We start from the raw sequence: 12353 nt of genomic DNA on the forward strand, positions 1-12353 counted from the left end.
AAACCCTCCTATTCAGGGTATGATTAATTTGTTATTCGGACCAATCCAGACTTTCTAAAAATCCCAATACATCTTCATGCAACTGGTTTCGCTCTTTATCAAGAGTTATGACATGACCGGATTCTTCATACCATTTGATTTTTTTGACCGGTGATTCAATGGCGTCAATAATAATATCGGCACTTTTTGGATTGATAACATCATCATGCCTGCCCTGCACGACAAATGTCGGCGCGTAAATAAGGTCGACGTGCTCTCGTACATCCGTTATCAGCTCCTGAAGTGCTTTCAATGTATTCATGGGTTTATCGGCAAGGAGGTCCATTTCAAGCTCTATTTGCTCTTGAGTTTTCCCTTCATACTTCTTAAATTCTCTGGCGTACTCCAATACTCCTTTAAACATCATTTCTTCACTTTTGATATACATAGGCGCACACATTGATACGATACCCTTTATAGGTACAGTGTAACCTAATTTAAGAGAAAATACGCCTCCTAATGAGAGTCCGGCGACAGCAATTTCTTCATGGCCTTTGTTTTTCAAAAAATCGTAGGCCATCATGACATCTTTCCACCAATCTCCCGGACCCGTTTTCACCAGCTCCTCTGGCGGAACGCCATGTCCTTTATAGTGCGGCGCATGGCAGGTGTATCCCTGTTTCTCCAAATAACGGCCTAGCATCCGCACATCCGCTGAATTCCCCGTAAATCCATGTAAAAGTAAGACAGCTCTTTTTCCGCCTTCAAAAGTAAAGGGCTGCTGCAGCTTGATTTTCATGACTTTAAGCTCCTTTATCACTAAATAGAATCAAAAAATGCCTATCCTATAATTAAGTACTAAAATCACTATATCTATTCATGCAACTATTGTGCAAAGAAAAAAGCCTAGCTATTTAGCTAGACTCATTTTTGATCCATTACACATCAAAGAATGCAACAAGTAAAGTTAAAGCAAAGAATAAAATCGCCAATACTATCGTTGCACGATGTAAAACCAGGTCCAGACCGCGTGCTTTTTGCTTTCCGAATAGCTGCTCAGCACCGCCGGCAATCGCACCTGATAAACCTGCACTCTTACCTGATTGAAGCAATACCGTCACGATGAGGGCGATACTGACAATCACTAAAAGCGTTATGAGAAATGCATGCATGCAATTACACCTCCTGAAGAACCAATAAACAATTACTTTAACTTTACCACACCCACTACATATCCACAATCTTTGTTATACTATGATGGTAGGAATTCCTAAATATCCATAGTCATTTATTTCTTTTTGGAACAAAGTTTGAGATAATTTGCATAAATAGAGAAAGAGGTGTCAACATGTTTAAGTCCATACTTCGGATTCTTGATCTCCTGACCATCCTATTCTCGGCGGTTGCCGGCTATTCTTTATGGACAGGCGGAAGCAATCTTATCAGTGTTCTATTAATCATCCTATCACCGGTTTTATTGCTGCTGGCAAAGTATCACGGAAATCGATACTTATTATTTGCTGCATATATCACGACAACCGTTTATTTTACTGCTATTATTTATAATGGACTCTCCAATAGCAGTACCGACTTTTTCCAATCCAGCTTCAATGTCCTCCTGATCGGGGCAGCAGCCGCCTTGCTGAGCATCATAGCAGCGGTCATTGGTTTTGGGACCAATACCCTTACGATTCTTTGGTTATCGCTGCACGCCCTTGTCACATTCGAGACAATCAGGATGTCGTCAGGTTTCCTTCCGAACTTTTGGTCTGATCCGGTCGTGGAAACTGCAGTCCGTAATGATTATCCCTTTTTGTTGATGGTCGTCTGGATTGGCTTATTTCTTGATAAATATCAAAGTGAATTAACAAGGGATTACTTATCACGATAATTTTTCAACACTACTTTCATTGGAAATCTTATATTATAAGCAAGGGGCCTTTCATATGTTAAAACCTATATTTGCAGCAACCGCTCTATCATCTTTCATTTTATTGTCCGGATGCTCATTCGACCAATCAAACGAGGAAAAAAAAGAGCCAAAAGAAGAACAGCCGAGCTCCCAGAATTCGAAGACGGAGACTGATAAGAATAATGATTCAAAGGAAACGCCCCAACGACAGGTAGAAGTTGATGAAACGTCTGAACCCGCACAGGCTGGCCTTCAGACGTTAGCGAACCCGGAAAGCATACCTGTACTTGTCAATAAACAATACAGCCTGCCGGAAGATTACAAACCTAATGACCTTATCTATCCAAAAGTGGATTTCATCTTTCAAGATAAAATTGAAAAAAGAATGATGCGAAAAGAAGCGGGAGTAGCGCTTGAAGAGATGTTCCAAGCTGCCGAAAGCGAAAACATGCACTTTGCCGGTGTTTCCGCTTACCGTTCACATCAAACGCAAATCGCTGTCTTTAACAACTATGTGGCTAAGGACGGGGAAGAAAAAGCGAAAACCTACAGTGCAATGCCTGGGACAAGCGAGCATGAAACGGGTCTAGCGATTGACGTCACGACCCATGACGGTGCATGTGCCGCCCAGGACTGCTTCGGTGACACGAATGAAGCGGCCTGGCTTGCAGAACATGCCCATGAATACGGTTTTATCATCCGCTATCCGGAAGGCAAGGAAAACATCACAGGCTATAAATACGAACCATGGCACATTCGCTATGTCGGTGTTGATGCTGCAACTGAAATTTTTGAAACGAAGAGTACATTAGAAGAATACTATAATGCCGTACCAGTGGAAGCTGTGTCGGATAAATAAAAAAAGGTGCCCCCATGCGGCACCTTTTTTTATGAAATGGTATTAATCAAACGTTTGATTAATACCCTGAACCAAGCTCAGATCAGTGACTGGACGTAATTCCAGCTGACTTTATAAGCATCAAAAAACCTCCTATTCAATGTGGATCGCCACATTGAATAGGAGGGGAAAAGTGATTACTGTCCAGAATCCATCTTCTCGTCAGAAGCGGAATCCAAAATAATTACTTCTTCAAGTTATAGAAAGATTTCAAGCCACCATATACAGCCAAGTCACCAAGCTGGTCTTCGATGCGAAGAAGTTGGTTGTATTTAGCGATACGGTCCGTACGGGACATTGAACCCGTTTTGATTTGTCCTGCGTTTGTTGCAACGGCGATATCAGCAATGGTTGCATCTTCCGTTTCACCGGAACGGTGGGAAACGACTGCAGTGTAGCCTGCGCGTTTAGCCATTTCGATTGCATCAAACGTTTCAGTCAATGTACCAATTTGGTTCACCTTGATCAGGATAGAGTTACCAATGCCTTTTTCAATGCCTTCAGCCAATTTTTTCGTGTTCGTCACGAAAAGATCGTCACCAACAAGTTGAACTTTAGAACCGATGCGTTCCGTTAAAAGTTTGTGGCCGTCCCAGTCATTTTCATCCAGGCCGTCCTCGATGGATAGAATTGGGAATTCATTCACTAACTCTTCATAGAAGGCAACCATTTCTTCGGATGTAACACCATTGCGGCCCTCGCCTGCAAGATCATATTTGCCTGTTTCCTTGTTATAGAATTCAGATGAAGCTACGTCCATGCCAAGGTAGATATCTTCGCCTGCCTTGTAGCCAGCTTTTTCAATTGCCTCGATGATGACTTGCAGTGCTTCACGGTTTGAACCAAGGTTTGGCGCAAAGCCGCCTTCATCGCCGACTGCCGTATTCAAGCCTTTGGCAGAAAGGACAGATTTCAATGCATGGAATACTTCTGCACCCATACGAACTGCTTCTTTGAAGCTAGGAGCTCCTACAGGAAGGATCATGAATTCCTGGAAGTCAACATTGTTATCGGCATGTGATCCGCCGTTAATGATGTTCATCATTGGAGTCGGAAGTTGTTTCGCATTGAACCCTCCAAGGTAACGATACAATGGTAAACCTGAAAATTCAGCAGCAGCATGGGCAGCAGCCATTGATACGCCAAGGATTGCATTAGCTCCCAAGTTACCTTTATTTTCAGTGCCATCCAATTCAATCATAGTGAGGTCAAGGCCTGCCTGGTTCGTTACATCCAAACCGATGACAGCTTCAGCAATGATATCATTTACATTATCGACTGCTTTTTGTACCCCTTTACCCAGGTAGCGAGATTTATCTCCGTCACGAAGCTCAACAGCTTCGTGTTCTCCTGTTGAAGCACCTGATGGTACGATTGCACGTCCGAAGTATCCGGACTCTGTTTGGATTTCTACTTCAATTGTTGGATTACCACGGGAATCTAGCACTTCGCGTGCATATACATGTTCGATGTACGGCATTATAAATCTCTCCTTTTCCTAATCACAATTTTTATTTAGATAATAGGGATTTCCCTGTCATTTCAACAGGTTTTTCGACTCCAAGCAAATCAAGCATCGTTGGAGCTAAATCGCCTAGAATACCACCTGTTCTTAATGTTACCTGATTTTTAGTGATAATGACAGGCACGGGATTCGTAGTATGGGCTGTCATGGGGTTGCCTTCAAGCGTTATGACTTCATCAGCGTTCCCATGGTCAGCGGTAATGATTGCTGTACCGCCTTTTGAGACGATTAAATCGACAATCCTGCCTAGGCATTCATCCACTGTTTCAATCGCTTTAATAGTAGGCTCAAGCATCCCTGAATGACCAACCATGTCGGGGTTGGCAAAATTCAAGAGAATGGCATCAAAACGATCAGCCTCAATTTGTTCCACTAATGCATCCGTTACTTCATAAGCACTCATTTCCGGTTGTAAATCATATGTAGCGACTTTCGGAGAATTAATTAAAATCCTCTCTTCACCAGGAAACTTCTCTTCACGTCCGCCGCTCATGAAAAACGTCACATGAGGATATTTTTCAGTTTCAGCGATACGAAGCTGGGTAAGCTGGTTTTGGGAAAGTACTTCCCCTAATGTATTATCAAGATTTGTCGGATTAAATGCAACATATCCATCAACTGTTTCTGAAAAATGTGTCAAGCAGACAAAATGGAGATGCTTCGGATGTCCTGGGCCGCGGTCAAATGAGCGAAAATCCTCATTCGTGAACGTATTGGAAATCTGGATCGCCCGGTCTGGACGGAAGTTATAAAAGATTACGGCATCGTCATCTTTAATCGTTGCCACAGGTTTACCGTCTTCCGCCGTTATAACTGAAGGTATCACGAATTCATCAAAAATACCATGTTCGTACGAATCCTCGACACATTCCATCGCAGAAGAGTAAGCAGGGCCATCACCATACACCATCGAACGGTAGGATTTCTCCACACGTTCCCAGCGCTTATCACGGTCCATCGAATAATATCTTCCGGATATGGTCGCAAACTGGCCAACACCGATTTCCTTCATTTTTGCTTCCGCTTCCTTAATATAACCCTGGGCCGTTTTCGGTCCGACATCTCGGCCATCTAAAAATGCATGTACATATACATTTTTGACTCCTTCTTTAGCGGCCAATTTCAGCAGGGCATACATATGTTCAATATGACTGTGTACGCCTCCATCTGAAAGAAGACCGAAAAGGTGAAGGTCCGTGCCTTTTTTCTTGGTATGGCTCATGGCATCAACCAAAGTTGGATTTTGTGCGAACTCGCCTTCACGGATAGCCAGGTTCACACGGGTCAGACTTTGATAAACGATCCGCCCTGCCCCGATATTCAAATGCCCCACTTCCGAGTTCCCCATTTGACCTGCAGGCAAACCGACCGCTTCCCCGCTTGCAGTTAAATGGGAATGAGGATACTGTTCCCAATAACGGTCAAAGTTCGGTTTTTTCGCATGATAAACAGCATTTCCCTTTTCTTCGCTACGGCAGCCAAAACCGTCTAAGATGATAAGTGCCACAGGCGACTTACTCATAGTGACCAGCCTCCAGCAATTGTAAAAACGAACCGGTTTTCAAGCTTGCACCGCCAACCAACGCACCATCTATATCAGGTTGTGCCATGTACTCTTTAATATTCTCAGGTTTTACACTGCCACCGTACTGAATGCGGATGGATGCAGCTGCTTCATTTGAAAATTTGTCGGCAACAACTGAGCGGATATGCGCACAAACTTCATTTGCATCTTGAGCAGATGATGATTTCCCTGTTCCAATTGCCCAAATCGGCTCATAAGCAATAACGGCTTGCTTCAATTGTTCGTCAGATAACCCTGCTAGCCCTTTTTCAATCTGGCTACCTACGAAATCATTCGTTTCGCCAGCTTCCCTTTGCTCAAGTGTTTCACCGCAGCAAACGATTGGGGTCAACTGGTGGGCAAAAGCGGCATGAGCTTTTTTATTAACGGCTTCATCCGTTTCGTTGAACATTTCCCGGCGTTCAGAATGACCAAGAATGACGTAGGATACACCAAGATCAGCTAATGCGATTGGACTGATTTCCCCTGTGAAAGCACCGCTTTCTTCAAAGTGCATGTTCTGCGCCCCGATTTTCACATCGGTTCCTTTTGCTGCTTGAACCAGCTGATCCAAAAATAAAGCTGGAGCACATACAACCGTATCGATTACATCTTTCTTCGGAATCAAATTGCTCACTTCTTCTAAAAAGGCAGTCGCCTCAGATAGTGTTTTATTCATTTTCCAGTTTCCTGCAATAATCGGTTTACGCATTTGGTTTCTCATCCCTTCTAAAGTTGAAATATGTAACGGCTTAATCTTATTTATCGTTCAACGCCACGACGCCAGGCAACACTTTGCCTTCCATGAACTCAAGAGATGCGCCGCCGCCAGTCGAAATATGGGACATCTTTTCGGCCAAGCCGAACTTTTCTGCAGCTGCAGCTGAATCCCCACCGCCTACAATGCTGTAGGTACCTTTTGCTTCCGCCAATGCTTCGGCAACCGTTCTCGTTCCGTTCGCAAATTTATCGAACTCGAATACCCCCATTGGCCCATTCCAAATGACAAGCTTAGAACTTTTGATTACATCCGCAAATAATCCACTTGTTTTTGGACCGATATCAAGAGCCATTTTATCATTAGGAATAGCATCGATATCGACATTCTCCGTCTCTGCATCAGGTGAAAATTCAGCCGTTACGACTGCATCGATAGGCAAATGAAGTTTTACGCCTTTTTCTTTTGCACTTTCGATGAAAGATTTGGCCAATTCTATTTTGTCTTCTTCCAATAAAGAATTACCGATTTCATGACCTTGAGCTTTAATAAATGTATAACCCAGTCCTCCACCAATGATCAAGTGATCGACTTTTTCCAAAAGGTTTTCGATAACGCCTATCTTATCCTTTACTTTTGCTCCGCCAATTATAGCTGTAAAAGGACGTTCTGGGTTGGATAGGGCTTTTCCTAATACAGAAAGCTCTTTTTCCATCAGCAATCCGGCAACAGCTGGGAGATGGTGTGCTATTCCTTCAGTTGAAGCATGTGCACGATGCGCAGCTCCGAATGCATCGTTAACATAAACATCAGCCAATGCAGCAAATGACTTCGCCAATTCTTGATCGTTCTTCTCTTCCCCTGGGTAGAAACGAACATTTTCCAACAACAGGATCTCGCCATTTTGCATGTTATCAATGATTGATTGAACAGTCTGGCCGTAAGACTCTTCTGCCTTTTGCACATCTTTGCCACTAAGTTCGCTTAGTCTTTCCGCAACAGGTGCTAAACGCAATTCTTCAACGACTTGTCCTTTAGGACGGCCAAGGTGGCTCGCTAAGATGACTTTAGCGCCTTGTTCTGTCAGATAGGAAATCGTCGGCAGTGCAGCTTTGATTCTCGTATCATCCGAAATCTTTCCGTCCTGCATCGGCACGTTGAAATCAACACGGCAAAATACGCGTTTCCCCTTTAATTCAATATCTCTAATCGACTTTTTATTCATAATCCAAGAACCTCCTTAGATATTGTTATCATATTTTTGATTCTTTTAGTCAAAAAGGGAGAGGGTAAATTTCCCAACTCCCCTTTTCTCTTTTTCATTATAGTCGGTTTCCAGGAAATTATCCAAAAACAAGAAATGTAAACGCTTGACTGACTAATGACTTACTAATAATATCATCTTCTGCCAAGTTTTTTTAGGGGGGGTGATAAAAAAAACCTCACCTTGGTGAGGTTTTTTATTATTCTAATTACAATCCTTTTTTAGCCAAATAGTCGATTAAATCAACAACACGGCTAGAATATCCAGTTTCATTATCATACCAAGATAATACTTTAACCATGTTTCCTTCCATTACCATTGTAGAAAGGGCATCAATTGTAGATGATGATGGGTTACCGTTATAGTCAGTTGATACTAGCGGAAGTTCGCTGTACTCAAGAATTCCTTTCAATTCGCCTTCAGAAGCCTTTTTGAATGCTGCATTAACTTCTTCAACTGTTGTATCTTTTTCAAGCTCTGCAACAAGGTCGACTACAGAAACGTTTGGAGTAGGTACGCGCATTGCCATACCATTCAATTTCCCTTTAAGTTCAGGAAGTACAAGTGCAACAGCTTTTGCCGCCCCAGTTGTTGTAGGAATGATATTCTCGGCAGCTGCACGTGCACGGCGGTAATCTTTATGAGGCAAATCAAGGATTTGCTGATCATTGGTATATGAGTGAACAGTAGTCATCATACCGCGTTTGATCCCGAATTGTTCATGAAGCACTTTAGCAAATGGAGCCAAGCAGTTCGTTGTACAAGATGCATTAGAGATTACATGGTGGTTTGCTGCATCATATTTGTCTTCGTTTACACCCATGACAATTGTGATATCTTCATCAGATGCAGGAGCAGAGATGATTACTTTTTTCGCGCCAGCTTCTAAATGCTTAGCTGCATCTGAACGTTTTGTGAAACGTCCTGTAGATTCTACAACTACTTCTACTCCCAGTTCACCCCATGCTAATTGTGCAGGGTCACGTTCAGCCAATACTTTGACTTTATGACCATCAACAACAAGGTAATCTCCATCAACTGTTACTTTTTCATTAAGGGAGCCATGAATTGTATCATATTGAAGAAGGTGCGCTAACATATTAGCATCCGTTAAGTCATTAATAGCCACAATCTCTACCCCAGGATTACTCAATGCTGCACGAAATACATTACGTCCAATACGTCCAAAACCATTAATACCAACTTTTACTGCCATGAAAAATTCCTCCTTTTAAGTTCGCAAATATATTAAGGGGTGTAATTCCCCTGAATTAACTCTTGTGCCGCCGCTTCATCCGTGATCAAAACGGTTGATGAAGGAGCGCCTTTCATGTAGGACCGGATAGCCTTTGCTTTAGTTTTACCACCAGCCACAGTTATCACTCGCTTTTCAGGGCTAAGATCATCTAACTGGATGCCTACTGTCAAAACTTTATGAACAACCTTGCCATTTTCATCGTAATAATAACCGAATGCCTCTCCTACAGCCTTTCCATCTAACAGCTTCTTTAACATTTCTGGTGAAGAATTTCTTCTCTCTGCCATCGCCATGGCATCACCGATTCCATGAATGATCATATCGGCAGATTTGATTTGTGAAATCACTTCTTTAATTGCAGGTTCCTTCTGAAATGAAGCATAAACCTCACCGCTTAATTGATCGGGTACATATAACACTCTGTATGAGGCTTGTGCCTTCTGTGCCATTTTTTCGACAATCGTGTTGGCCTGATTCTGCACTGCTTCACCAATTCCACCGCGGGCTGGAACAAATGTCAATTTCCTGGATGCTTCATCAGGTGACAACGAATCAGCCACTTCAGCCATTGTCGATCCGCCAGTAACCGCAATGATATTCTTTGAATTCCATTCTCGTTTCATACGGTTTGCACAAGCTTTACCCAATTCTTTTTTCACCCATGGGGTCTCGTCACAATTTCCTGAAACAATAATGACTTCATCCACATGTAACAAATCCTGCAATTGCCGTTCCATTATGTCTATACCCATTACTTCACGCATTATTCCTTCTAACTTATCCAGGATTTCAATCCCTTCATCAGTCAGCGTCATGCCAGAGCTGAATATGTTAACCAGGTTCTGACTTTTCAGAAAATCAACCTCGCCTCTAAGCGTCCGCTCTGTCAAATTAAGGCTCACGGACAGACTGCGCCTTCCAACCGGCTGCATCATTTTGATATAACGCAGGATATCATATCTTTTTTGCATAACCAAAAGGAAATCCGGTAATAATTTTCTTTGTACCTCGAGTAATGTACGCATATTTAAAACTCCTAAAAAGTTAAGTTGGACACATTATGTCCCGCGTAGTCATTTTCTGTCCCGCTTAAAACAAAAAAATATTCCTGCTACATATTTTATTCTAGCAGGAACGGAATGTTTCTTCAAATGATTTGAAAAATTATTTTTCCAAAAGCTGATTTAGAGCTGATTTATCAACATTTCCAAATTGGACGATGTCATCTTTCCATTTAACGACAGGAATCATCAGCCCGAATTTCTCAAGCAAATCATCATCCGTATGAATATCGATTTCCTTATAGCCTATGCCTGACTCGTCTTTCACTTCTTCTAGTACCTGCTTGGCTTTATCACATAACGGGCATTTATCCCTACTATATAAAACAAACGCATTCGATTCCAAACCACTCATCCTTTTCAATCATATCTTTTTCGTTTAGATGAAGAGGGGATCCCTAATTGTTCCCGGTATTTGGCAACGGTCCGGCGGGCCAGGATAATTCCATGCTCCTCTTTCAACTGCTCTGCCAGGTCTTGATCTGAAAGCGGCTTTTGTTTATTTTCCCCATTGATAGCTGCCTGTAGGCTCTTTTTTGCTTGCATGCCCGACATATCCTCATCTAGGCCGACCGACTGTAATGAAGTAGTGAAAAATATCCGCATCTCTATCGTGCCGAATGGTGTCTGCACGTACTTCCCTTTAACCGCCCGGCTAACTGTGGACTCATGTATACCAAGTTCGTCAGCGACTTCTTTCATCGTCATCGGCTTCAAATAGTTCAGGCCATGATGAAAGCACGCCGGCTGTTTTTCGACGATGCACTGAATGACCTTCAATATAGTTTCTTTTCTCTGTTGGATCCCTCTGGATATCCATTGGTATTCCTGCCACTTATCCTGGATAAACCGTTGAACACCCTGATCCTTATGGCTCTTCATTCGGTTTAAATACCCTTTTTCCACTTTAAGATTGGGTGTGTTACCATCATAATTTCCGACAAGGAGCATGCCATCCCGAACTTCCACGACCACATCCGGCACTATATAAGAAGGTTTTTCCTGAAAAAAGAGTGAAGCCGGGCGCGGGTTCAACGTCTGGACATAATCAAATACTTCTTGAATCTCCTTCATTGTAACACCGATTTTCTTACTTAAGTCTTTCCAGCGCTTTTCAGCAAAACCGAGGAAATGGTTTTCTATGATCGATTCTGCCAGCAGATTCACCCCTTCTGCTTTCACCTGAAGCAAAAGGCACTCCTGAAGATTCCTCGCCCCAATTCCATGCGGCTCGAGTTGCTGTAAAATTGAGAGGCTTTCTTCCAAAACGACCGGGGATATGCCTTTGATACATATATCATCCAGCTGAGTCCTTAAGTAACCGTTTTCATCAAGGTTATGAATTAATAGCAGCATTGCCTTATGCTGCTCACCGGAAAGCTGCTGGTGATTCACCTGGGACATGATATGCTGTTCAAGCGATACTGTATCTTCACTGATCTGCTCAATCCAATAATTGGCATCATACGTATTCTTTAGAGTCCTTTTCCCCTTTTTCCGATCAAAAGTCGGCTGAAATAAAGTAGATGTTGGCTGATCTATGGACAGTAAAGGATTCTCCACCATTTTATTTTCTAAAAAAGCCGATAGCTCCTGCGAGGAATATTGCAGCAATGTAATAGCTTGCATAAGCTCCTGGGTCATTGCCATCTTTAATGTTTGCTGTTGAAAAAGTCCTGCTTTCATATTCATACTCATCGATTCATCCCTCCCCCACTCCATTTTACATTATCAGGAGAAAATTCTACACAAAAACCCATGAAAACGCTTACGTTTTTTTCTGAATAGTTTATTTGTTTTAAATACTATATGTTAGAAATGCAAATTTAACAACTACTTTTATTGAAAAATCACCTTTCTTCAATAGGGTGGGCGAATATTTTCAAGACAGGACTGACGTTCCAGGATTCGATGAAATATTACGGAAAACGAGTAAATTCGCCAAAAACCTTAGGGACCCTCCTTAAAAATGACCAATAAAAAATCCCCCGCTTTATTAAGCAGAAGATTGGTAATGCCCTCGGCAGGAATCGAACCTGCATTTCAAGCTTCGGAGGCTTGCGTTCTATCCGTTGCACTACGAGGGCGTAATAGAAAATATTTTTTCAACAGACTTCATTATATGATAGAATCCCCTCCTTTGCAAGGGTTATCAGGTTTAAAACTTCTTCTTT

The 12353-nt window shown here is 42.4% G+C and carries 12 protein-coding genes and 1 tRNA gene; 2 read left to right on the plus strand and 11 right to left on the minus strand.

Annotation, left to right across the window (positions count from 1 at the left end; translation table 11 throughout):
- Positions 1-31 precede the first annotated feature (31 nt).
- Complete coding sequence (locus IOC57_RS08455; protein WP_207438307.1) at positions 32-778, minus strand: alpha/beta hydrolase; 747 nt, start codon at positions 776-778, stop codon at positions 32-34.
- Between the two features lie 139 nt (positions 779-917).
- Complete coding sequence (secG, locus tag IOC57_RS08460) at positions 918-1151, minus strand: preprotein translocase subunit SecG (protein ID WP_063233970.1); 234 nt, start codon at positions 1149-1151, stop codon at positions 918-920.
- 176 nt (positions 1152-1327) lie between these two features.
- Here secG and IOC57_RS08465 point away from each other — a divergent pair, with 176 nt between their 5' ends.
- Together IOC57_RS08465 and IOC57_RS08470 are read left to right on the plus strand one after the other, a co-directional pair.
- On the plus strand, positions 1328-1870 hold the full coding sequence (locus IOC57_RS08465) for a hypothetical protein (RefSeq protein ID WP_207438308.1): 543 nt from the start codon (positions 1328-1330) through the stop codon (positions 1868-1870).
- A 55-nt stretch (positions 1871-1925) separates the two neighbouring features.
- Positions 1926-2750, plus strand: a complete 825-nt coding sequence (locus IOC57_RS08470) for a M15 family metallopeptidase (RefSeq protein WP_207438309.1) — start codon at positions 1926-1928, stop codon at positions 2748-2750.
- Between the two features lie 223 nt (positions 2751-2973).
- Here the strand turns inward: IOC57_RS08470 and eno are convergent, their stop codons facing one another.
- From eno to IOC57_RS08515, 9 genes are all read right to left on the minus strand, one after another.
- Entirely contained in the window at positions 2974-4269 is a 1296-nt protein-coding gene (gene eno / locus IOC57_RS08475; RefSeq protein WP_063574712.1) for a phosphopyruvate hydratase, read from the minus strand.
- 31 nt (positions 4270-4300) lie between these two features.
- Positions 4301-5836: a 2,3-bisphosphoglycerate-independent phosphoglycerate mutase gene (gene gpmI, locus IOC57_RS08480; RefSeq protein WP_207438310.1), complete on the minus strand. Its 1536-nt coding sequence runs from the start codon at positions 5834-5836 to the stop codon at positions 4301-4303.
- Complete coding sequence (tpiA, locus tag IOC57_RS08485; RefSeq protein ID WP_207438311.1) at positions 5829-6590, minus strand: triose-phosphate isomerase; 762 nt, start codon at positions 6588-6590, stop codon at positions 5829-5831. Before tpiA ends, gpmI begins: the two co-directional genes overlap by 8 nt.
- Positions 6591-6636: 46 nt before the next feature.
- Entirely contained in the window at positions 6637-7821 is a 1185-nt protein-coding gene (locus IOC57_RS08490) for a phosphoglycerate kinase (protein WP_207438312.1), read from the minus strand.
- 247 nt (positions 7822-8068) lie between these two features.
- A complete protein-coding gene (gap, locus tag IOC57_RS08495; RefSeq protein ID WP_207438313.1) occupies positions 8069-9076 on the minus strand; it encodes a type I glyceraldehyde-3-phosphate dehydrogenase in 1008 nt (335 codons plus the stop codon).
- Between the two features lie 32 nt (positions 9077-9108).
- Positions 9109-10143, minus strand: a complete 1035-nt coding sequence (locus IOC57_RS08500; protein ID WP_207438314.1) for a sugar-binding transcriptional regulator — start codon at positions 10141-10143, stop codon at positions 9109-9111.
- A gap of 139 nt (positions 10144-10282) precedes the next feature.
- Positions 10283-10525 carry a glutaredoxin family protein gene (locus IOC57_RS08505; RefSeq protein WP_286184649.1) on the minus strand — a complete coding sequence of 81 codons (243 nt, stop codon included), beginning with the start codon at positions 10523-10525 and terminating at the stop codon, positions 10283-10285.
- 14 nt (positions 10526-10539) lie between these two features.
- The gene (rpoN, locus tag IOC57_RS08510) at positions 10540-11877 is read right to left on the minus strand and encodes an RNA polymerase factor sigma-54 (protein ID WP_309487689.1); all 1338 of its coding nucleotides are present in this window, start codon (positions 11875-11877) and stop codon (positions 10540-10542) included.
- 317 nt (positions 11878-12194) lie between these two features.
- A tRNA-Arg gene (locus tag IOC57_RS08515) sits at positions 12195-12266 on the minus strand.
- Between the last annotated feature and the right edge of the window lie 87 nt (positions 12267-12353).

This window comes from Bacillus sp. SD075 (assembly GCF_017355165.1).
Taxonomy (GTDB): Bacteria; Bacillota; Bacilli; order Bacillales; family DSM-1321; genus Peribacillus.

What these genes read in the sequence shown, in the direction of transcription:
- IOC57_RS08490 (WP_207438312.1), bottom strand. Translation starts at nt 7,821, where the DNA reads ATGAATAAAAAGTCGATTAGAGATATTGAATTAAAGGGGAAACGCGTA.
- gap (WP_207438313.1), bottom strand. Translation starts at nt 9,076, where the DNA reads ATGGCAGTAAAAGTTGGTATTAATGGTTTTGGACGTATTGGACGTAAT.
- IOC57_RS08470 (WP_207438309.1), top strand. Translation starts at nt 1,926, where the DNA reads ATGTTAAAACCTATATTTGCAGCAACCGCTCTATCATCTTTCATTTTA.
- secG (WP_063233970.1), bottom strand. Translation starts at nt 1,151, where the DNA reads ATGCATGCATTTCTCATAACGCTTTTAGTGATTGTCAGTATCGCCCTC.
- rpoN (WP_309487689.1), bottom strand. Translation starts at nt 11,877, where the DNA reads ATGAGTATGAATATGAAAGCAGGACTTTTTCAACAGCAAACATTAAAG.
- IOC57_RS08465 (WP_207438308.1), top strand. Translation starts at nt 1,328, where the DNA reads ATGTTTAAGTCCATACTTCGGATTCTTGATCTCCTGACCATCCTATTC.
- gpmI (WP_207438310.1), bottom strand. Translation starts at nt 5,836, where the DNA reads ATGAGTAAGTCGCCTGTGGCACTTATCATCTTAGACGGTTTTGGCTGC.
- eno (WP_063574712.1), bottom strand. Translation starts at nt 4,269, where the DNA reads ATGCCGTACATCGAACATGTATATGCACGCGAAGTGCTAGATTCCCGT.
- tpiA (WP_207438311.1), bottom strand. Translation starts at nt 6,590, where the DNA reads ATGCGTAAACCGATTATTGCAGGAAACTGGAAAATGAATAAAACACTA.
- IOC57_RS08500 (WP_207438314.1), bottom strand. Translation starts at nt 10,143, where the DNA reads ATGCGTACATTACTCGAGGTACAAAGAAAATTATTACCGGATTTCCTT.
- IOC57_RS08455 (WP_207438307.1), bottom strand. Translation starts at nt 778, where the DNA reads ATGAAAATCAAGCTGCAGCAGCCCTTTACTTTTGAAGGCGGAAAAAGA.